The 20,963-nt window shown below is 66.0% G+C and carries 22 protein-coding genes and 1 pseudogene; 16 read left to right on the forward strand and 7 right to left on the reverse strand.

What is annotated here, in order from left to right; all coding sequences use genetic code 11:
- Positions 1-131 precede the first annotated feature (131 nt).
- Positions 132-959, forward strand: a complete 828-nt coding sequence (rsmI, locus tag OXF11_09905) for a 16S rRNA (cytidine(1402)-2'-O)-methyltransferase (protein ID MCY4487412.1) — start codon at positions 132-134, stop codon at positions 957-959.
- On the opposite strand, the gene OXF11_09910 is transcribed toward rsmI, so the two are convergent.
- The 3 genes from OXF11_09910 to OXF11_09920 are packed head-to-tail and all read right to left on the reverse strand — an operon-like array spanning position 956 to position 3,976.
- Entirely contained in the window at positions 956-2,176 is a 1,221-nt protein-coding gene (locus tag OXF11_09910; protein ID MCY4487413.1) for a Rieske 2Fe-2S domain-containing protein, read from the reverse strand. The two genes, rsmI and OXF11_09910, sit on opposite strands and share 4 nt — an antisense overlap.
- A gap of 19 nt (positions 2,177-2,195) precedes the next feature.
- A complete protein-coding gene (locus OXF11_09915; protein ID MCY4487414.1) occupies positions 2,196-2,708 on the reverse strand; it encodes a 3-phenylpropionate/cinnamic acid dioxygenase subunit beta in 513 nt (170 codons plus the stop codon).
- A 50-nt stretch (positions 2,709-2,758) separates the two neighbouring features.
- Complete coding sequence (locus tag OXF11_09920; GenBank protein MCY4487415.1) at positions 2,759-3,976, reverse strand: aromatic ring-hydroxylating dioxygenase subunit alpha; 1,218 nt, start codon at positions 3,974-3,976, stop codon at positions 2,759-2,761.
- Between the two features lie 190 nt (positions 3,977-4,166).
- Here OXF11_09920 and OXF11_09925 point away from each other — a divergent pair, with 190 nt between their 5' ends.
- The 6 genes from OXF11_09925 (at position 4,167) to OXF11_09950 (ending at position 9,550) form a co-directional block, all read left to right on the forward strand.
- On the forward strand, positions 4,167-5,390 hold the full coding sequence (locus OXF11_09925) for a CoA transferase (protein MCY4487416.1): 1,224 nt from the start codon (positions 4,167-4,169) through the stop codon (positions 5,388-5,390).
- Positions 5,390-5,911, forward strand: a complete 522-nt coding sequence (locus tag OXF11_09930) for a MaoC family dehydratase N-terminal domain-containing protein (GenBank protein ID MCY4487417.1) — start codon at positions 5,390-5,392, stop codon at positions 5,909-5,911. Before OXF11_09925 ends, OXF11_09930 begins: the two co-directional genes overlap by 1 nt.
- 4 nt (positions 5,912-5,915) lie before the next feature.
- Positions 5,916-7,040 (forward strand): CoA transferase, encoded by a 1,125-nt coding sequence (locus OXF11_09935; protein ID MCY4487418.1) that lies wholly within the window; start codon positions 5,916-5,918, stop codon positions 7,038-7,040.
- 28 nt (positions 7,041-7,068) lie between these two features.
- A complete protein-coding gene (locus OXF11_09940) occupies positions 7,069-7,527 on the forward strand; it encodes a MaoC/PaaZ C-terminal domain-containing protein (GenBank protein ID MCY4487419.1) in 459 nt (152 codons plus the stop codon).
- Positions 7,528-7,543: 16 nt separating this feature from the next.
- Entirely contained in the window at positions 7,544-8,296 is a 753-nt protein-coding gene (locus tag OXF11_09945) for an iron-containing redox enzyme family protein (protein MCY4487420.1), read from the forward strand.
- A 180-nt stretch (positions 8,297-8,476) separates the two neighbouring features.
- The gene (locus OXF11_09950; GenBank protein MCY4487421.1) at positions 8,477-9,550 is read left to right on the forward strand and encodes a glycosyltransferase family 1 protein; all 1,074 of its coding nucleotides are present in this window, start codon (positions 8,477-8,479) and stop codon (positions 9,548-9,550) included.
- Positions 9,551-9,576: 26 nt separating this feature from the next.
- On the opposite strand, the gene OXF11_09955 is transcribed toward OXF11_09950, so the two are convergent.
- Entirely contained in the window at positions 9,577-10,464 is an 888-nt protein-coding gene (locus OXF11_09955) for a UDP-2,3-diacylglucosamine diphosphatase (GenBank protein ID MCY4487422.1), read from the reverse strand.
- A 316-nt stretch (positions 10,465-10,780) separates the two neighbouring features.
- Between OXF11_09955 and OXF11_09960 the strand changes: the two genes are divergently transcribed.
- From OXF11_09960 to OXF11_09975, 4 genes and pseudogenes are all read left to right on the forward strand, one after another.
- The gene (locus tag OXF11_09960) at positions 10,781-11,074 is read left to right on the forward strand and encodes a hypothetical protein (GenBank protein ID MCY4487423.1); all 294 of its coding nucleotides are present in this window, start codon (positions 10,781-10,783) and stop codon (positions 11,072-11,074) included.
- A gap of 80 nt (positions 11,075-11,154) precedes the next feature.
- Positions 11,155-12,537, forward strand: coding sequence for a magnesium transporter (gene mgtE, locus OXF11_09965; GenBank protein MCY4487424.1), 1,383 nt, complete (start codon positions 11,155-11,157; stop codon positions 12,535-12,537).
- 62 nt (positions 12,538-12,599) lie between these two features.
- A pseudogene (locus tag OXF11_09970) lies at positions 12,600-12,773 on the forward strand (ATP-binding protein).
- A 583-nt stretch (positions 12,774-13,356) separates the two neighbouring features.
- On the forward strand, positions 13,357-14,532 hold the full coding sequence (locus OXF11_09975; protein ID MCY4487425.1) for a hypothetical protein: 1,176 nt from the start codon (positions 13,357-13,359) through the stop codon (positions 14,530-14,532).
- A gap of 239 nt (positions 14,533-14,771) precedes the next feature.
- On the opposite strand, the gene OXF11_09980 is transcribed toward OXF11_09975, so the two are convergent.
- From OXF11_09980 to OXF11_09990, 3 genes are all read right to left on the reverse strand, one after another.
- A complete protein-coding gene (locus OXF11_09980) occupies positions 14,772-15,152 on the reverse strand; it encodes a type II toxin-antitoxin system VapC family toxin (GenBank protein MCY4487426.1) in 381 nt (126 codons plus the stop codon).
- Positions 15,153-15,493: 341 nt separating this feature from the next.
- Positions 15,494-16,678 (reverse strand): hypothetical protein, encoded by a 1,185-nt coding sequence (locus OXF11_09985; GenBank protein ID MCY4487427.1) that lies wholly within the window; start codon positions 16,676-16,678, stop codon positions 15,494-15,496.
- The gene (locus OXF11_09990; protein ID MCY4487428.1) at positions 16,678-17,556 is read right to left on the reverse strand and encodes a DUF3108 domain-containing protein; all 879 of its coding nucleotides are present in this window, start codon (positions 17,554-17,556) and stop codon (positions 16,678-16,680) included. The genes OXF11_09985 and OXF11_09990 overlap by 1 nt, the downstream gene beginning before the upstream one ends.
- Before the next feature lie 274 nt (positions 17,557-17,830).
- Here OXF11_09990 and OXF11_09995 point away from each other — a divergent pair, with 274 nt between their 5' ends.
- The 5 genes from OXF11_09995 to OXF11_10015 all read left to right on the forward strand — a co-directional run.
- Positions 17,831-18,595 (forward strand): ABC transporter substrate-binding protein, encoded by a 765-nt coding sequence (locus OXF11_09995; GenBank protein ID MCY4487429.1) that lies wholly within the window; start codon positions 17,831-17,833, stop codon positions 18,593-18,595.
- A gap of 224 nt (positions 18,596-18,819) precedes the next feature.
- A complete protein-coding gene (locus OXF11_10000) occupies positions 18,820-19,026 on the forward strand; it encodes a hypothetical protein (GenBank protein MCY4487430.1) in 207 nt (68 codons plus the stop codon).
- A gap of 111 nt (positions 19,027-19,137) precedes the next feature.
- Positions 19,138-19,401, forward strand: coding sequence for a type II toxin-antitoxin system Phd/YefM family antitoxin (locus OXF11_10005; protein ID MCY4487431.1), 264 nt, complete (start codon positions 19,138-19,140; stop codon positions 19,399-19,401).
- A complete protein-coding gene (locus OXF11_10010; GenBank protein MCY4487432.1) occupies positions 19,398-19,697 on the forward strand; it encodes a type II toxin-antitoxin system RelE/ParE family toxin in 300 nt (99 codons plus the stop codon). Before OXF11_10005 ends, OXF11_10010 begins: the two co-directional genes overlap by 4 nt.
- 85 nt (positions 19,698-19,782) lie before the next feature.
- Positions 19,783-20,963 (forward strand): thiamine pyrophosphate-binding protein (locus tag OXF11_10015; GenBank protein ID MCY4487433.1); only part of this gene is annotated, 1,181 nt, incomplete at its 3' end.

Here is a 20,963-nt window from a genome sequence, read left to right on the forward strand (position 1 = left end):
GCGAGGCCAATTGGGGCGTCGACGAACTCCCCGAATCGTCATTCCCGCGGAAGCGGGAATCCAGGGGTGGGGTGGCACGATGCGAGGAACACTGCGGTCGTGGCCGCGGTCCCCTACGGGCGAGTAGGTAGATGCTTTACGTTGTCGCGACGCCGATCGGGAATCTTGAGGATATTACGCTACGGGCGTTGCGGGTGTTGCGGGAGGTTGATTTGATCGCGGCGGAGGATACGCGGCATACGCGCAAACTGCTGAGCCGTTATGAGATCGGGACGCCGGTCACCAGCTACCACGAGAGGAATGAAAGGGCCAAGGCGGGGGTGCTGACGCGGCGGTTGGAGGCGGGAGAGGACATTGCCCTGGTGTCGGACGCGGGTACGCCTACCATTTCGGATCCGGGCTATCACTTGATACGGGCGGCGGCGGAAATGGGGGTGGGGGTGACGCCGGTGCCGGGGGTGTCGGCGGCCACGGCGGCGTTGAGCGTGTGCGGACTGGCCACGGACCGGTTCGTTTTTCAGGGGTTCCTGCCGGCCCGCCAGGGCCGGAGGCGGGAGGTGCTGCGGCAGCTTGCGGACGATGACCGTACCTTGGTGCTTTACGAGGCGCCGCACCGGATACGGGAGGCGTTGCGCGACATGTTCGATGTTTTGGGCGATCGGGCGGCAATGGTGGGGCGCGAGCTCACCAAGCTGCACGAGGAGTTGTTGCGGGGCACCCTTTCGGAGCTGGCGGAGAGGCTCGATGATGTGGATGTGAAGGGGGAGTTCGTCGTGGTGGTCGCGGGACGGAGTGAGCGGCCGCCGGTGAGCGAGGAGGTGTTGCGGGCGGAGATCGGCAGGCTGCTGGAAGCGGGAGGCACGGCCAACGAGGTGGCGAAGCTCGTCGCCCGGACTTTCTCGCTGGCCAAACGCGACGTTTACAAGCGGGTATTGGAGGTCGCCAAGCGGCTCCCTTAGTAGTACTTCGTGTCCAGGTTTACCTCTCCCCAACTCTCCGCTTCCATCATCATCGCCCAGCGGGCGTAGAATCGGCGCAGGCGCTTGCCGCCGCCGAAGGCGCCGGACTTTTCCTCGTGGCCGAGGTGGGCCTGGATGTTCTGGGGGTAGCGGCGGGCGATGACGCCGCGGGCGGTGCCGGTGCACTGCTCCCAGTTGTTCATGTCGTCCTGCTCGAGGTTGCCGCTGGGGCCGAAGGTCTGGGTGAGGTGGCGGCGCATGGCGGTCTTGATCTCGGCGGGGGCTTCCTTGTCGACCACGCAGTAGGACCAGATCTCGGTCTTCTCGGGGCCGCGGGGGTGCCACACGCGGATCATGTGGCGGATGAAGTTGGGGGAGACGTTGGGGAAGACGGTGGTGACGAGGCCGGCCTGCCGGGCGAGATCGGGGCCGATGCGCTGCACGGCTTCGTCGAAGTGGTCGAGGAGGTAGTCGCGGATGATGCCGCCGGCGACCCGCGTGAAGCCGATGTCGTCGGAATAGGGGCGGGGCTCCTCGTTGGTGCGGGGGTAGGACAGGTCGTCCACGGGCACCTCGCGCACGGACACGTGGGTGACGGTGTGGTGGCCGTCGTCGCCGAAGAAGTTGTCGGCGGCGTACTTCCAGTTGGCGTTCATCACCCACTTGTGCACGCCGCCGATGATCTCGGTGCCGCCGGCGCGGCGGTCGAACATGACGCCCAGTTCCTGCTCCTGGCCGCCGAGGTAGTCCAGCAAGGGCGGCGCCTTGGGATCGAAGGTGGCGAAGATGAGGCCCCTGTAGACGTCGAGTTGAGCGACTTCCACGAGCCCCCACTGCTTCATGTCCAGCTCGTTGCTGTAGATCTCCTTCATGCCGGGCACGCCGATGAGCTTGCCGTCGTTGCCGTAGCACCAGCCGTGGTAGGTGCACATGAAGGAGGTGGCGTTGCCCTGGTCGGCGCGGCACACGCGGTTGCCGCGGTGGCGGCACATGTTGAGGAACGCCCGGACGGTGCCGTCGGCGCCGCGGCACAGCAGCACGGGGTCCTCGCCCATGTAGGTGGCGAGGAAGTCGTTGGGGTTGGGGATCTGGCTCTCGTGGCCCAGGAACAGCCAGCAGCGCGCGAAGATGCGTTCCAGCTCCTGCTGGTAGATGTCCCTGGAGACGAAGATGCGGCGGTCCAGCAGCCCTTGTCGGGTGTCCACGAGATCGTTCATCGGGTTCATCCCACGCTCCCTAAAAGAAGATGCTCAGGTTGGGCGACTGCAGCACGGCCTGGTCGAGGACGATGGTGCGGCGGGCGATCTTCCACTGGTCGCCGACCTTGCGCAATACGTCGTCGCGCTCGCCGACGAACACGTCCCGGCTGTGCTCGAGCTGGGTGCGGTACACCATGAAATACGAACGCACCCTCAACTCCGAGTCGGACTCGCCGGGTTCCACCTGCACGTTGGTGACGAGGTGACGGGTGCGCGACGGCGGCACTTCCGACCAGGCCATGCCGGTGGCGAGACGGGCCACGCGAGTGCGCAGGGTTTCCTTGGATTCCTCGAAGAGCGCCAGCTCGCCGGGCTTGGAGACGGTGTCCGTGAGGTCGTCGCTCTCCCACGGATTGGTCCGTTCCGGCATCCAGTAGACGATGTCGTCGGTGAAGAGTTCCAGCCATTCCTCGAACGCGCGGTCGTCCAGCAGCCGCGCCTCGCGCACGAGGAAGTCGTTGATCTCATGCCACAGATCGTGATCGGTCACGTTGCCTCCGCCTTGTCGGGTTGCACCTTCCGCCGTTGCTTGCGGGGTCGTTACCAGTACCGGGTCTCCAGGTCGACGTCGGCCCAGTTCCCGGCATTCATCATCATCTCCCAGCGCGCGTAGAACGCGCGCAGGCGCCGGCCGCCGCCGATGGGCGGGCAGCGGTCCTCGTGTCCGAGATGGGCCTGGATGTTCTGCGGGTAGCGCCGGGCCACCACGCCGCGGGCGGTGTCGGTGCACTGGATCCAGTTGTTCATGTCGTCCTGCTCCAGGTTCCCGGACGGGCCGAAGGTCTGGGTGAGGTGCAGGCGCATGGCGGTCTTCACCTCGTCGGGCGCGTCCTTGTCCACGACGCAGTAGGACCAGATCTCGGTCTTGTCCGGCCCCTTGGGGTGCCACAGGCGGATCATGTGGCGGCTGAAGTTGGGCGACAGGTTGGGGAAGACGGTGGTGACCAGGCCGGGCCGTTCCGCCATGTCGGCGCCGACGCGCCGCACCAGCTCATCGAAGTGATCCTCGTGGTAGTCGCGGATGAGGCCCTCGGCGACGCGGGAGAGCGCGCGGTCCGTGTCGGGTCGGGCGTCGTCGTTGGTCTGCGGGTAGTAGCGTTTGTCCACGGGCACCCGGCGCACCGAGGCGTGGGTCACGGTGTGGTGGCCGTCGTCGCCGAAGAAGTTGTCCGCCGCGTACTTCCAATTCGCGTTCATGACCCATTTGTGCACGCCGCCGATGACCTCGGTGCCGCCGGCGCGGCGGTCGAACATGAAGTTCAGCTCCTGGTCCTGGCCGCCGAGATAGTCCAGCAGCGGCGGCGCCGCCGGGTCGAAGGTGGCGAAGACGAGGCTTCTGTGGGTGGCGACCTGGGCCACTTCCACGAGGCCCCACTGGGACATGTCCAGCTCGTTGCTGTAGATCTCCTTCATCCCGGGCACGCCGATGAGCTTGCCGTCGTTGCCGTAGCACCAGCCGTGGTAGGTGCACATGAAGGACGTGGCGTTGCCCCGGTCGGCGCGGCACACCCGGTTGCCCCGGTGACGGCACATGTTGAGGAACGCGCGGATGGTCCCGTCCCCGCCCCGGCACAGCAGCACCGGGTCCTCGCCCATGTAGGTGGCGAGGAAATCATTGGGGTTGGGGATCTGGCTCTCGTGGCCCAGGAACAGCCAGCAGCGCGCGAAGATCCTCTCCATCTCCTGCTCGTAGATGTCCCGGGAGAAGAAGACCTGGCGGTCCAACAGGCCCTGTCGGGTGTCCACGAATTCGTTCATTCGATTCATTCCGTTCACCTTAAACCTTTCGGTTCGCATCGGTCCGTGTGCGAGGTCGTTGGGTGGCGATTATATAGGTTTCGGGCGGTTGGCTGTCAACGATGGGACTGGACGACGGGGGCGGCGTCAAAGCCGGTCCCGGGTTTGAAACACGCTTCCGCGCAGCGTAGCATGAGCCACGAAACGGAGTATGAAGACAGTGAAACCTGATGCGCCTCCCCTGTCCGGCGTCCGTGTCCTCGACTTCGGCCACGTGCTGGCGGCGCCGTTCTGCACGCGGCTGCTGGCGGATCTGGGCGCCGACGTGGTGCGGGTGGAGAGCAGCAAGCATCCGGACTTCCCGTGGCCGTCGTCCTACCGGCACTCGGACGGGCGCCACGCCTCCTATCTGAACACAAACCGCAACAAGCGCTCGGTGAGCATCGATTTGAAGCACCCGGCGGGCCGGGATATCGCCCGGCGCCTGGCCGAGGCCGCGGACGTGGTGGTGGAGAACTTCAGCGCCGGGGTCATGGACCGCCTGGGCCTGGGATACGAGTCGCTCAGGTCGGCCAACCCGCGGCTGGTGTTCGCCAGCATGTCGGGCTACGGCCACAGCGGTCCGCGGCGCGACTGGACCAGCATGAACATGAACCTCCAGGGCGCCGCCGGGCTCATGCAGGTCACCGGCGCCGAGGGCGACCCGCCCACCGCCATCTCGAACTCCTGGAACGACTACATCGGCGGGCTTCACACCTGCTACGCGGTCATCGGCGCGCTGACCGAGCGGGAAACGACCGGCCACGGCATCCACCTGGACATGGGCCAGTTCGAGTGCAGCGTCTCGATGATCGCGCCGCTCCTGCTGTTCAGCGCCGTGCAGGGGCGGAGCCCGGAGCGCATGGGCAACCGTTCGGACCGCTGCGCGCCGCGGGGCGTGTACCAGTGCGCGGGCGTTGACCAGTGGTGCGCCGTGAGCGTCCACGACGATGCGCAATGGCGCGCGCTGGCCGAGGCGGTGGCGGAGACGGTCCCGGACGCGGGCCTGGCGGGCGACGCCCGCTTCGCCACGGTGGAGGAGCGGCAGCGCCATCACGACGAGATCGACACGCGCATCGAGGCGTGGACCCGCGGGCTCGAGAGCGCCGACGTGGAGACCCGGTTGCGGCGGGCCGGCGTCCCTGCCGCGCGCATGCGGCGGGTCCAGGACTTGGTGGAAGATGGTTCGCCGTCCAGGGCCTACAAGCGCATGGCCGAGCCCAGGGTGGGTTCCATGCTGACGACGGCGCTGCCCTTCGAGTTCTCGGAAAGCGCCCTGCCGGCGGCAACGCCCGCCCCGTGTCTGGGACAACACACGCGCGAGGTGCTGCGGGAATGGCTGGCCCTCCCGGAAAGCGAGTTGGCGGAGCTGGCCGGCACGGGAGCCTTGGTATAGTGAGCGACGCCCCCGAAACCATCGTCTCCGATGAACTGCGCCGCTGCATCGGCCGGAAAGGCCCGGTGCGCGCGCTGGAGACGTTGAGCGCGTCGGACGTCCGCCGTTACGTGGACGCCACCGGCGACGCGAACCCGCTGTGGCTCGACGACGACTTCGCCCGCTCGGCGGGCTACGGCGGCCGTCTTCTGCCGCCCATCCTGGTGGGATGGACGCCCTTCAGCATCAAGGAGCCCGAGGGGAAGGCGTCATCCTTCGACGTGCGCCGGCAGCTTCCCGTGCCCGCGGCCTACACCAACGTGCGCAACGCCGGCAGCGAGACCGAGTGGTTGCAGCCCGTGCTCCTGGGCGAGCCGCTTACCTGCCAGAGCCACATCGTGGACATCACGGCGCGCCAGGGCAGGATGGGCGCGGGGATTTACGTCACGCAGTTGGAGGAGGTGCGCAACGCCGAGGGCGGCCTGGTGTTCGCGCGACGCCACACGGTGGCGCTCTTCCGGGAACGGCAGGCAAGGGAGTGAGCTTGTGGGGAGAGTGATTGATCTCGGATCATTGGCGGGCGCCTACGCCGCGCGGCTGCTCGCGGAGTCCGGACACGACGTCATCCGCATCGATTCTCCCGGCGGCGACGCCATGCGCCGCATCGGTCCGTTCCTGGGGGATGCGTCCGGGCTGGAACACGGCGCCTTTCACCATTTCCTGAACGCCGGCAAGCGGAGCCTTTCCGTCAACCTCGACTCCGCCGCCGGATGGCGGTTGTTCCTGGAGCTGCTGCGAACGGCCGATGCCGTGGTGACGAGCCGGTCGCTGCCGGTCGACGAGGACGACGCGCCGAAGGCGGATATCGTATGGACCGATATCGAGGAGGCAGAGGACGAGCTGTGCGCCTACGCCCGCTCGGGGCTGCTCTCCCTCACCGGACACCGCGACGGCCGGCCCACGCTCATGGGCGGGCACATCGTCTATCTGGCCACCGGCATTCACGCGGCCGTCGCCACGGCCGCCGCGCTCCGCGTACTGCAAAGCACCGGGAAGGGGCAGCGCGTGCGCGTCGCCATGCAGGATTGCCTGGAGACCTTCGTCGAGCAGGCCATGGTCGAGTACACGTTCTCGGGGACACGCACCGAGCGGCGCGGCAACCGGGGCACCATTACGGCCGTCTCCGGGGCGCTGCCGTGCAAGGACGGCCACTGGGTGGTGAGCCAGATCAACCGGCCCGGCCGCTGGGAGAAGTTCGTGGAATGGGTCCGGGACCCCGAGCTCATGGCCGACTCTTCGCTGGGGTCGGACGACGCGCAACGGGAGAAGAAGGATTTCATCATGGACCGGGTGCTGGCCTGGTCTAAACAGTTCACCAAGTCGGAGATCGTCGAGGAGGGGCAGCGGCGCCGGTTCCCGTCATCGCCGGTGTCGACGCCGCTGGACCTGACCCGGGACGCGCAGCTCATCGCGCGCGGCTACCTCGCCGAAGCGGACGATCCGCGGTTCGGCCGCATCCCGTTCCCGCGCGGGGCGGTCGCCCGCGTCCGGGGACAGGAGATGGGACCGGCGCCGACCCTGGGACAGCACAACGGCGAGATCCTGGCCGAACTGGGCTACTCCGACGCGGACCGCCGGGCAATGGTGGAGACAGGCGCGGTCCAGGAGTAGGGCGCAAGCGCGGTGAGGAATGACCGGCATGACCGGCGCGAAGACACCCATGGCCGAGCAACGATTCTTCGAGGATGTCCAACCCGGCACGGAGCTGGTGGCGCGCGAGTACGGTCCCCTCACCATCATCGACACCGTGCGCTGGGCCGGCCTGCAGGAGAACACGCAGCAACTCCACTACGACCGCGACTGGGTGCGCGAGCACGCCGGCCTGCGCACCTTCATCGCCAGCGGCGCCTACCGGCAGGCCCTGCTGATGCGCATGCTGACCGATTGGCTGGGTCCCCGCGGCCGGCTGCGCAAGCTCGGCATCCGGCACACCTACTCGACCTTCGAGGGCGACACCATGCGGTTCGCCGTGCGGGCGGTTGAGAAAAGCGATGACCCCGCCGATCCGCGGATCGCGTGCGAGTTGGAGGGCGCCAACCAGGAGGAACGGCAGATCCTGACCGGACGGTGCACCCTGGTGCTTCCGTGCCGTAGCTGAAAGGAGCGGAACACCCATGATCATCCCGGCCATGAGTCCCGGCGAAGCCAGGGCTCACGTGGACGAACACTATCGCAAGGTGGCACAACGGTGGCGCGAGCGGGTGACCGGCTCGCCGTTCATGATTCAGCTCATGGAGGGGAGCCTGCCGCGCGCCGCGCTGCGGACGTTCTTCAAGAACTGGGCTTCGTACACCATCGAGATCAACACGGTGGAGGCGGCGTCCTACCACAAGCACATCGCCTTCTTCCGTCGCAATCGCGACCTCATGGCGCCCATGGCGCGCAAACTCGCCGATGAGCTCCTCCATCCCGAGCCGCCCGGACACATTCACGTGGTGCTGGAGACGGCCAAGGCGTTGGGAATCGACGAGGACGAGGTTTACCTGGAGCCCATGCTGGCCGAGTTTCGCGCCAAGATAGACTTCAAGCGCACGATCCTCTGGGAAGGCACCGTGGCCGAGTTCTACGCGGCCGGGGCCACCGAAGAGCAGACCGGCTACTGGTCGGCTGACTGCTTCAAGGCGCTCACCACCCACTACGGCCTCACCCCCGAGCAGGCCATCTACTTCTCCACCCACGAGGAAGCCGACCTCAAGGAGCACGCAGACGGCGTCATGGGCCACGGCAGCTTCCGCCGCCTGGTGCTGCGGCGCCTGCTGGAGGGCGGCATCGAAGTGCGCACCGGCTACGACCTCGACTACTGCGGGCGCACCGCCGTGGACCTCCACGGCGCCATCCTCAACGCCTGCCTGGCGCCGAGAGGCTAGCGGCATCCTTGCGCCAGGAAGGCTCGTCACCGTTGTGCATCGGTCTCATTGTTCCCGCGGTGTTTCGATGCTCTTGCACCGGTCCACGCTACTACAGTCCCGGCGCCCGCGGCAACGAGCGACGGTTCACCCGTTCTTCATCATTCCTTAACGATGACGCGCTAACCTGTGGCTACAGCGATGAAGATCGCACTGATCACCGACGCTTGGGAGCCGCAGGTCAACGGCGTGGTACGCACGTTGCAGCAGACCCGCGCACACCTGGAGAGGCTAGGGCACGAAACGCGCTTCGTGACGCCGCTGGATTTCGCCACTTTCCCCTGCCCCACCTATCCCTCCATTCGGCTGGCTCTACTCCCCGGCCGCGGAGTCCGGCGCATCCTGCGGGAATTCAAGCCCGAGGCCGTGCACATTTCCACCGAGGGACCCATCGGACACGCGGCGCGCTCCTTCTGCTGCCGCCTCGGTATCCCTTTCACCACGTGCGTCCACACGCTTTTTCCCGAATACATACGTGCGCGCCTTCCTATTCCGGTGAGCTGGTCCTACCGTGTTCTCCGCAAGTACCACGGCCGCGCAGCTCGAACCCTCGTGGCGACGCGTTCCCTGGCCGGGCATTTGCGTCGAAACGGCTTCGACAACCTCGCCATTTGGGCAAGGGGCGTCGACGCCGACCTGTTCAAGCCCGCACCCAAGTCCTTCCTGCCGGGCCCGCGGCCAGTGTCCATGTACATGGGGCGCGTGGCGGTGGAAAAGAACATCGAGGCTTTCCTGGATCTGGACCTCCCCGGCACCAAGTACGTGGTGGGAGACGGCCCGGATCTGCAAAGGCTGCGCTCGCGTTATCCGGACGTCCGGTTCGTCGGCCAGAAGCTGGACGAGGAGCTGGCGGCGCATGTGGCCGCCGCCGACGTGTTCGTCTTCCCGAGCCTGACGGACACCTTCGGGCTCGTCATGCTGGAGGCCATGGCCTGCGGCGTTCCGGTGGCGGCGTTTCCGGTCAGCGGACCGTTGGACGTGGTACGGAACGGCACGACCGGCGTGCTGGACCGGGACCTTCGCGCCGCCGTTCTCGGCGCACTCGACCTTGATCCCGCCGACTGCGTGGCCTACGCCCGGCAGCACACCTGGCTGGAGTGGACCCGGCGGTTCGTGTCGCTGATGGAGCCCATCGAGCCAGGCTTCTGGAAAGACGCCACCGCGTCCCCCTCCCCCGCCTCCGCCCCACCTGGATTCCCGCTTTCGGGGGAATGACGTACTCATCCGGTTCTAGCCGTGCGCTATCGGTGGAGGAGAGAGTGCGCACTACCAGGCCCGCCAACCGCTCCGTTGCGGTGGTGGGCGTCGCCCTTGCCGGTGAGCAGCGCTACGGAAGCGGGGTCCACGTCCTGCACGCCGTAGGCGATACGGTGAGTGTCCTGCCATTCCAACAACTCCAGCCGTCCATCCTCGTGCTCCACCAGAGCGCTGTTGCTCTCCACCCAGTCGCCGCAGTTGCAATAGGTGATGTCGTTCAAGGAAACGATCTGAGCCCGGTGGATGTGTCCGCAGATGACTCCGTCCACGCCCAGGCGCGCCGCCTCGAACGCCACCGCCGCCTCGAAGTTGCTGATGTAGCGCACGGCATTCTTGACCTTGTGCTTGATGGCGCCGGCCAGCGACCAGTAGGGCAGCCCTACCCTGCGCCGCGCCACATTGAGCCGCGTATTGACGGCCAGCAGCAGGTCGTACGCATGACTGCCCAGGAGCGCGATGGCCCTGGAGGAACGCACAACGCTGTCGAACTGGTCGCCGTGGATGACCAGGAACCGCTTGCCGTCGGCCTTCCGGTGCACGACCCGGTCCTTGATCCGGATGTTGCCGAAGGCCATGCCGTCGTAGTCACGCAGCATTTCGTCGTGATTCCCCGGCACGTAGATCACCTTGGTGCCGTACTTGGCCTTGCCGAGGATCGTTCGTAGAACGTTGTTGTGGTCCTGGGGCCAGAAGGGCCGTTTGCGCACGGACCATATGTCGATGATGTCACCCACAAGGTAGAGAAACTCGCATTCCACGGAACGCAGGAAAGCGAGCAGGGACGCGGCGCTGCAGCCACGGAAACCCAGATGGATGTCGGAGAGCCAGACCGTCCGGAAATACCGCGGCACTGTTCCCGTCGAGTTCGACACGTTGCCACCTCCTGAGTGGTTCGAACCGGGGAAGACAATCCCGGTCCGTCGATTTTGAATTCCCAGTGGAAAGGCTAACGTCTCCGTGTGTTCATGAGATGACGCGGTTGCGTCGGAAAAGCGAAGTGTTCGTTGATGTTCCGTTACGAGACGCGACGGCCTGCGTGCGTGCAAAGGCCGTCAGGGGTTTCCGTCTCGGTCGATGCAAGTCCTGGCTCGGCTGATCCAGGCGAGCTTGTCGGCCGCTTGGACCCCATGCCTTGCGTTTTGGCCGCGGCGATAGCAAGACATTTAATGCGACCTTAACCTGTGTCGGATATGGAACCATGATGGCGACCCGGATTACTTCCTGGCGTCCGCCGACTGGATGCCGCGCAACCTCGACCGCCGCGTCGAGGTGGCCTTCCCGGTGCTGGAGCCCGGACTGCAAAAGACCATCGACGAGGTGCTTTCCCTGCAACTGCGCGACAACACCAAGGCATGGAACATCCTGCCCGACGGCACTTCGGAGCGGATTCCCCGGAACGGCGAAGCGGGGGTACGATCCCAGGAAGAGACCTACTCCGTGCTGGGCTCCCCGCGCGGCGCCAACCGGGCGCTGGAGGAGTGAACGAGACCGGCCTCGGCGGCCATTTCGCGGTCCCTTGAACAGAGATGCAGCATTCGACTCCAGAAGTACCGCGAGTGCCCGTGGATGCATCCGCGAGCCCGTTGCCGCGCGAAGTGGCGCTTGAGAACATCGTCATGTGGACCGGGCTGGGCCGCTACGACGACGTACGCCGGCTCCTGGCCGACTTCCACCCCGCCGACATCGCGGAGCTGCTGGATCAACTCGACGAACCGCGGGTGCGACAACGGGTATTCGGGCTACTGTCCCACGAGACCGCCTCCGCTGTCCTGAGCCTCGTCCCGCCGGAGGTGCGCGACGAACTGGTGGCGGACCTCTCGGACCGGGAACTGGCCGGGCTCGTGGAGGAACTGGACACCGACGATGCCGCGGACCTGATCGAGACCCTGCCGGAGGAGCGTACCCCCACGGTCCTGGCGGAGATGCCGTCGGAGCTGGCGGAGGAAATCGGCGACCTGCTGGACCACCCGCCGGACAGCGCCGGCGGCATCATGCAGACGGAGTACGTGTCGGTGCCGCAGTACGCCACCGTGGAGCAGGCCATCGGCCTGATCCGGCGCGCGCAGGACGACGTGCCCGAGGTCCACGACGTCTTCGTGGTGAACATGGAGCGGCGCGTCACCGGCATCCTGCCTCTCAGCAACCTGGTGCTGGCGCGCCCGGACGAATCCGTCGCCCACATCATGGAGCGGCCGGTAATCTCCGTTCCCGTGGCGATGCCGCAGGACGAGGTCGCCCGGGTCCTGCAGAAGTACGACTTCGTCACGGTTCCCGTGGTCGACGACCAGGACCGGCTCGTGGGCCGCGTCACCATCGACGACGTCGTGGACGTCATCGAAGAGGAGGCCAGCAAGGACATCTACGCCATCGCCGGCGTAGAGAGCGAGTCCATCAACCTGGCGCGCGACTCCGTGTTCAAGCGCGTGGGCGAACGCTTCGCGTGGGTGATGACGACGGTGCTGCTGGGGCTCGTGGTGGCCCTGGTGATCTCCAAGGTCTTCGTCGAAACCTTCGAGAAGATGGCGCTCCTGGCCGCGTTCCTGCCGGTGATCATCGCCACCGCCGGCGCCGTGGGGCTCCAGTCCTCCACGCTGGTGGTGCGCGCCATCGCCCTCGGCACCCTCTCGCTCCAGCGCGTCCTCTCGGTCATCCTCTACGAAGCCGCCACCGGCCTGGTCCTGGGCGCGAGCTGCGGCCTGATCACCGCCGCCGCCAGCTACCTCATCAACATGGGCACCCCCGACATCCTCAAGCTCTCCCTCGCCGTGTTCATCGGCATGGTCATCTCCGTCACCACCGCCGCCTGCGTGGGCACCGTCCAGCCCATCATCTTCTACAGGCTCAACCGCGACCCCGCCGTCGCCGCCGGCCCGCTGGTGACGGCGTTCAACGACTTGCTGGGAACGACGCTGTACTTGGTGGTGGCGACGGCGCTTCAGGCGTAGAGGGGCATGGGTTTGGAACAGCTTACCTAGCACTACGTCACCATCACCCCCACCCGGCTGGCTTCGAGGACTGGGGCAGTGTCCTCGGTGACGAGGTCATGGTCGCCGCCCTCATCGACCGGCTGCTGCACCACTGCCACATCGTCAACATCCGCGGCAACAGCTACAGGATGCGCGAGCACCGGAACCTCGTACGGCCCGCATCCGAGCAGCCCCCCCAAGGGGTTGCGCTATGAACACCAGGTCCTGCCGTTCCGGCACGCGAGAGGGGTTGGACTCCAGTCGCTACGCGCCCTCCGTCCAAGCCCTCTCGCCCAACCGGAACCAACCGAAGAGCTTCAGATCTGCACTGACGCCCTTCTCGGAACTGTGCAGTTTTCGATTGCCAAAAGTGTGCAGTTTTCGGTTGCCATTGACAGGATGGACTGGCTTCTTCAGACTTCGCGAGTGTGAGTTCGAGTCTTCGGGCGCATGGCTCCAGAGGCGGAGATCGCTGCCGGTCGTGGGCAACTCGACGAAAGCCACCTGGGAGTCATTCACCGGTCCTCGTCCACCAGGCACCACCAGGCGAAGTAGGCCGATTGCGTACGGAAGGGGGTCCAAGTGCGTTTCCCGACGCTGCCTTTTTGTTTGCCTCTGGTACTGTTCCTCGTGGCCTGCGGGACGACTTCCGGAGGTACCAGTCACATCGAGGTCGAGAGCAACCCTGCGCTTCAGCCCCCAGTCGCCGGTACGTATGTAGGCGTCGGGCCGATATACCGGGACTTCGACTCACTGTGGGTGGAGTCACTGGAGACTTTCCATAGTTCGGGTTACTCCTTGTATCTGTCGTATGGAACGATTCAAGACGGTACTGGCCGGACCGCGGAATATCTCGCCCATGATGCCGGCGCCCATGGCCGTATTCGGCGTTTCGGCCTGGAGCCGCCTACCGTTGTCGTCGCCGAGGGCACTGAGCCGTATCTCGTCAGGGAAACGCTCTCGGCAGTTCAGACGATCAACGCTTCACTGCCGGATAGTTGGCAGTTGCGGTTCGCCTCGCACCCAGCGGCAACGAACGCCGTGCGACCGCCGGATGGTCAAATTGTGGTCGAGTTCCAACCACGTGAGGAATGGCCGCCGGAGCACGCGTTCGAACCGGAGGCCGGCAGTCTTGTGCGGCGGTTCTATTCTCCGGATGGCTCGGATATCGTGTCGGGTCATATCTGGATGGACGTTGGACGTCTAGGGAATCGGTATCGACGACGTGATCCCGTCCTTTTTCGCGAAATCCTGCACACGCTCGGCCGCAACCTACTGGACGGCACGCAGTTTCCCAACACGATCATGAACGAGCCACCTGAACGAAGTCCTTTGTATGTGCTCCACCCCCTGGATCGCGAAGCGTTGCTCGCGGTGTACGGATGGCTTGGACCCGGTACAACTACAGATCAGATGCATGAGCGACTTGGGCCTTGGTCGGAGGAATCAAGGAATCTGGTGGGCGAATTCGCAGTCCCGTGCCCCATAACCGCGGAGTGCGAAACTGCTTTGTTACCCGTCATATTCGGCGTCTCAGCGCGAAACGGCCTAATACAACCGTGGACGCAGGGCGTCAGCCCCTCCCGTGGCGCCCCCTACGACAGCGACGGTTCCGGTGTGGCGTTCTGGGCCGGCCATCTGGTGGGATTCACGCCGACCAATCGGGCAGTGGTGGGGGAAGCCTCCCTGGAGTTAGATACCGAGACTCTGCATGGAGAGCTTGTGTTCAGGAATCTGGAATCCTGGACCGCGGAACCGGGAGCGCCGGGCACCGGCAACCGGTGGGGAGATGGGGACCTCGACTACACGGTAGCCGTTCGTGAAGACACCCTGGTCAGCATCGCCGGCGATGAGGGCGTGATCACGGGACGGTTCTCCGGCAGCTACCATGACGGGATGGCCGGGGTGCTCGAACGGGATGATCTCAAGGCCGCGTTCGGCGGGGAGCGATGGTATGACAGGAACGACCGCTGAAGGCTCTCGGTGTCGTGCGGACTGGATCAACGCGAAGACGATCAGCCTGATGAGCACCATGACCGGGTGGTCCCCACCAAGCGGCGGAGCAAAGCAGGTTCCTATGGGGCAGTCTCTCCGGAAACCTACCGTCTATGGCATCGCCGGGGAATTTCAGCGACCCGCAGGGGTCGCAACCGGGACCACCGAAAGTTGCGCTCGCTGGGATTCAGGGTACGAAAGACGACTGGGCTCATTTGCTAGACGTCAAACCCCAATGCGGAAGCAACCGCCCGCTGTCGAGAGTCCAAGGTGATGAACGAGATAGTACTTGGCACTGGCGCGACGTAAAGCGCCGTCGCGACATGCCACAGGTCGGCGCCTCGCAAGTAGCCGGCCTCGACCACGGCCTCGAACTCGCGGGTCAGCCGCCGGTCCGGCAGGATCCATTCGATGTCCGAGACGAGGTCGGAAGCGAATCGCCGTCGTTCGCGAGCGAATACGGCACGCAACTCGGCTTCGAGGAGGTTCGAGGATACGAGACGGAGAAACGAGTCCAGCCTTCGGGCACAAGTGGCACCGCCACGTTCATCGAAGGCAACGGCGACGAGCGCGGAGGTATCGACGTAAGCGACGGTCATTCGCCGCGCTCCGCGAGAAACCGCTTGAGAGCCCCTGGGCGGCGTACCACCGACCTCAGGGGTTTCCTGGGTCCAGATGACCTGATCAAGATTCCTTGCCGTTCCAGGTCATCGAGCCGTGCTTCGATTGTCTCGCGTGACTCGCGGATCGCGCGAATCTCGGCCACGGGCTTCCCCCGGTAGGAAACCGTAACGGTTTTCCCGTCGCGCACCTGCCTGAGAACCTCGGAGAACCGCGCTTTAGCGTCATATGCCGAGTAGGTGATAGACATACGACATCATAACCGGTCAGACTGGTCGAGACAATCCGACATAATGAACCCGCAACCACACCCGCCAGGCTACCGAAGCGTACAGCCTTTCCGTCCGCGGCGCAGGCACGCCAGGTTGTGGTGGAAAACCCCCACCTGGGCGCGGGCGAAGCCGGCCCGGCCGGCGCCGTTCGCCCGGCTGCGCTGGTAACGTGCCCAATCGCCTTGGTTGCCGTCGCGCCAGTAGCCGTCGAGGACCTGGGCGGGCAGCGGCTTGAGTTGCGGGCGGGTGTTGTAACGCGCGCCGGGCGGGCCGTCGCGGCCGGGGAGGCGGCGGCGTTCGCCCAGGAAGCCGTGGAAGGCGTAGAAGGCGTCGGTGCCGGGCTGGAACTCCATCTCGTAGTCGACGGTGCGGTCCGGATCGGTAATGTCGTCGGCGGACATGGTCGGGCGCTCGCCGAAACCCATCATGAAGGCCCTGGCTTCGAAGTCCAGGAACCGCACCGCACGCCGCACGGTCCGGCCGGGCACGTGCGGGTAAAGCTCGTTGGAGCGGATGGCGACGTCGATGTCGAAGCGTCCGTCGGGTCCCAACTCCACCGACTCTCCCACCAGGTAGGTGCGCAGGTAGTTGTGCTGCTGCAGCGTGAGGGCCACCGGGCGCCCGGCCGCGTCCAGCACCACGAACGCGGCGGTGTAGTGGTCGAGCTGATGCCAGTCGTCCAGGTCCGCCACCAGCCGTAGCGGGAGGGCGAACGCCTGGGGCAGCGCGGCGGGCAGACCGCTGACACGGAAGACCAGGTGGTAGGTGACGACGGTGAACGCTTCGGGCGCCTGTCCGTCTTTACCCGGCGCCCACAGGCCGGTGCGCTCCACCGCCGCGTAGACCACGGGACGCGGTTGGACGTCGCCGGGCACGTGCGTGAACTCGGCGCGGACGTCGTCCCGGTAGCGGTTCAGGTCGGCGGGCGTGGGACCGTCGATTCGGACGCCGTCTCCGGTCACCAGGTAACCGTGGGCGATGTAATCCCGGTAGAAGTCGATGGGGCCCTCGTGGCCCACCGGCAGATGGAAGCGCGGCGCGTGCCGTCGGGCCAGCGCTTGATCCGCCGGGCCCGCGGCCGGCGCGGGGGGGTTCGCCGCAAAGTACTCGGCGAAACCGGGATACTGCGAGAAATTGCGGTCGGCGCCGAAGGCGCCCACACCGACGGCCAGCAGCAGAAGTGCCGCGAAGCAACCCGACAGGGCTATAGTTCTCGTACGACCTCCCGACACTAGCGCCTGCGTTTCCTTCCGGGACGTGGACCAAACTCCCGCTTCAGGCCGCCCCCGTCCAGTTTCGCCCTGTGAAGATACGCGGTAAGCGAACCGTAACCGGTGTCGCCGGCGAAGCGGACCGGTACCGGCGGCATTTCATCGAATACCCGCGCCACGTGAAGCTTCACGTCGGTGTGGTGGCGATCCCGGCGGCGGCCGGTTTCCCGTTTGAAACCCGCCTTCCTCTCGAGCCGAAGGCGACACGTCACCGTGGGTCCGGCAAAGGGAGAGTATTGGCTGGCCTTGAGCCGCGCGGTTCCGCGGGCTTCACCCACAAGCTCGTAGAGACGGCGGCCGGTAAATACCGGGATGCGCAGCTCGCATCCCTTGCCACCGTCAAGCCGAGAGAGAACCGCAAGCAAGGCGCCCGCGGGGTCCAGGGCGCCCTTGAGCTCGGCCGGGGCCACCGCTGGCGAGTTCCCGGCTTTCCGACGTGGCTTCATTCGCAGAACGCTCGGCGTTCCCCCGTCGAAGCCAAGCTCGACCAAGCGCTTCTTGCGCCACCGCTTGCTGCTGTAGCCCGCCCGAACCGGCACGATGTCCCCGGCAACGAGCGCACCGTGCGAATAAGCCGTGGTCTTCAAACGAGTGAGTGTCTTGACCAAGCCGGTGGTCTTCAAACGCACCCGCACGGCATACGCCGACGCATCGAGATCGAACGCGGCGGCGTCCGGGTCATAAGACGCGGCGTCGAATTCGACGCCGAGATCGAGGTTGGCCGCGCGGACGCCGGCAAAGTAAGCCCGGTAGGCAAGCTGCAGCCGTCCTTCGCCCGCGGAGGCGGTGGATATCGAGAGGACTCCCACGAGCACGGCCAGGGAGAGACAGCACAACATGAGCCGTGCGCATCGCCGTGCCGCTGAAGCCGCCAATTCCATCCGTCGAGTAAACCAAGTCCGGGCCGGTTGAGCAACAACGGCGGGCGTCCTCCTTCGAACGGTGTGTGGCGAATCAAGGCAGGAGAGAGGATTGGCGCACCGGCAAGCGGTACCCGTACGTTCGGCCCACTTGACGCCGCGCGCATTACCGAGTCAAACTCGGGACCGGAAACGCTGCACCCATCGTCGGGGCACCGCGTGCACGACCCGTCACACGCGGATTGGAGGACCCATGAACCGGCCTGTCGCATATGTGATAGCCGTACTTGTCGCGTCACTGCTTCTGAGCAGCCCGCCGGCGAGTGCGGAAGACGGCGTGCCCAACCCGCTCCGCATCGGCAGCGAAGGCGCCTATCCGCCGTTCAACGTCGTCGACCCGTCCGGGCAGCTCAAGGGCTTCGACATCGACATCGCGCTGGCGCTGTGCGAGCGCTTGAAGGTCGAGTGCAAGCTGGTGGCGCAGGACTGGGACGGCATCATCCCGGCGCTCCTGGCCGGGAAGTACGACGCCATCGTGGCGAGCATGTCCATCACCACCGAGCGCAAGAAGGTGGTCGGCTTCACGGACAAGTATTACAGCAACAAGGTGCGCTTCGTGGCGGCCAAGGAGGGCGGATTCGACCCCGGGAACCTCGCCGGCAAGACCATCGGCGCCCAGCGCGCCACCGTGTCCGCGAGCTGGCTGGAGAAGAATGCCGGCGGCGCCGAGATCAAACTCTACGACACGCAGACCAACGCGTACCTCGACCTGAGCGCCCGCAGGCTCGACGCCATCTTCGCCGACGGCCTGGTGCTGCACGAATGGCTCAAGACCAAGGCTGGCGCGGGTTTCATGCTGGTGGGCGACGCCTACGACCTGGACGAGGGCATCGGTATCGCGGTGCGCAAGAAGGACGACGCGCTGCGGCAAAGGCTCAACACCGCGCTGGCCGCCATCCTCGCCGACGGCACCTACGCGAAGATCAACGCGCGCTACTTCCCCTTCAGCATCTATTAGCGATGCCCGCCGCTAACGGGCGTCACCGCACCGAGAGCGCGAACGGCCACAGGCGGCCCGGATGAACGGGCACGCGCCGGTGCTGCTCGGCTTCGGCGCCCAACTTGCCGCGGGTGCGCTGGTGACCGCGGCTCTGGCGCTGGCCGGGTCCAACTGACCGTAGTGGCGATGGCGGCGGGGACCGCGCTGGCCTTGCCCATGGCCGTCATGCGGACCTCCCCGAGATGGTGGCTCCGGGGGCCGGCCTGGCCCGCACACTCATCGCGCGCACCTACCCGGCGGTGGAGTTTTTTACGCTGGCGGGGTTGATCTACCTCGTGCTGACCCTCCTGATCGTGCGCGGCGTGCGCCTGCTGGAACGTCGCTGGGCTCTCCCCGGCCAAGCTATCGAGGGCGTGCCCGCGTCGCGCCATGGAGACCTGCTGGCGTGATCACGGTGCGCCACGGCCGGGAACGATCCGACCCAGAGACCGTTCCACGTTGCAGATTATCAGAATTCTGATAGGATCTTTCTCAGAGCCTTTCCGTGCGGAGGATCAGCCATGCCCACCATTCGCCCTATTTCGGATCTGCGCAACAAGGCCCCTGAAATCTCGAAACTCTGCCATGAATCCGGAGAGCCGGTCTTCATTACGAAAAACGGCGAGAGTGAGCTGGTGGTGATGAGTGCGGCGGCCTACGAACGGGATCAGTCGCGGCTCAAGCTTTACGAGTTGTTGAACGCGGCTGAAGAGGATTTGCGTCACGGAGACCGGGGTATCGGTGTGAAGGCCTTGGCAGCCCTTCTCCGCGAGGCGCGCGGATGACGCGACGGATCCGCGTTCTTCGTCGCGCCCAATTGGATCTCCTCGAAATTCAGCAATACATTGCGCGGGACAATCCCACGGCGGCCGAGGACGTGATCAACGCCCTGCTCGCTCTGATCTCCGGTCTCGGAGAGTTCCCGGAGCGTGGACGAATTCCCAGGGATGCGGTTCTCAAGGCCTCCGGCTACCGCTATCTGCGACATAGTGAATATCTTGTGCTTCACAAGGTTCTTCGATCTCAGGTCCGCGTGTACAGAGTCGTGCACGGACGGCGCAGATATGAAGACATCCTGTGACGCATGAAACCGGCGCGGCCCGGACCAGGTACGCGCCGCACACAAGAGACAATCCCGAGAGGGCCTCGCGGGCCAGGAGAAGCTTATGGTCAAGGCGCACCAGAAGATTTGCGAGGTCCTCGCCGAGGCGCGGGTGGATTTCGTTTTCGGCATACCCGGCGGCAGCGCCATGCGCATATTCGATTCGCTGTCCCACTACGCGGACCGGGTGCGTCCGATTCTGGTCCGGCACGAGCAGGCGGCCTCGGTCATGGCCGACATGTACGGGCGCCTGACGGGCAAGCCGGGAGTGGTCCTCGGCCAGGGGGCGTTTGTCGGCACCAACGCGATATTCGGCACCCTGGAGGCGCACTTGGCGGGCTCGCCCATGGTGGTGCTGGCGGATACCACCGAGGGCGGCGATTTCTCGCTGAACCCCAGGAACGCCAGCGGCTGGGGGCACTATGGCGGGTTCGACCTGAGGAACCTGTTCTCCGGCATTACCAAGTTCTCCGTTCTCGCCGCCACCCCCAAGGAAGCGGTGCTGGGCCTTCAGATGGCCATCAAGCACGCCACCACGGGGCGCCACGGGCCCACCGCGGTGATCATGCGCCAGGCGGCCATCGCGGGCGAGCTGGATCCGGACAAGCCACCGCGGGTCCACCACACCAAGCACTGGCTCCAGGGGGACGCGACCATGCCGGCGGTGGCGGAGCTGATTTCGGCCATCGAGCTGCTGGAGGCGGCCGAGCGCCCCGTCATCATCGCCGGCAACGGCGTCCATGCGGCGAAGGCCTACGATGAGCTGGCGGCCATGGCCGAGCTGCTGGAAAGCCCGGTGGCCACGACCTACAACGGCAAGAGCGCTTTCCCGGAGAACCACCCGCTGGCCCTCGGCATGATGGGCCGGTACGGGCAGCCGGTGGCCAACAGCGTGATTCAGGAAGCGGACACGATCCTGGTGGTGGGTTCCCGGCTGGCCCCCAACGACACCAACAGCGAGTTGCTCATCGACAGCGACCGGCAGACGCTGATCCAGATCGACATCGAACCCAGGAACGCCGGCTGGTCCTATCCCGTGGCGGTGGCGCCCTCCGGCGGTGCCAAGGCCGGGTTGAGGCAACTGCGGCGGCCGGTCGCGGGCGATGAGCCGCTCGCTGGGGGTGGCGTCGGGGGCCAGCCGGGAGCCCCCCACGAGGATCGTGTCCGCTTCCTGAATCACGCTGTTGGCCACCGGCTGGCCGTACCGGCCCATCATGCCGAGGGCCAGCGGGTGGTTCTCCGGGA

Source organism: Deltaproteobacteria bacterium, from assembly GCA_026712905.1.
Lineage (GTDB): Bacteria > Desulfobacterota > Binatia > UBA9968 > JAJDTQ01 > JAJDTQ01.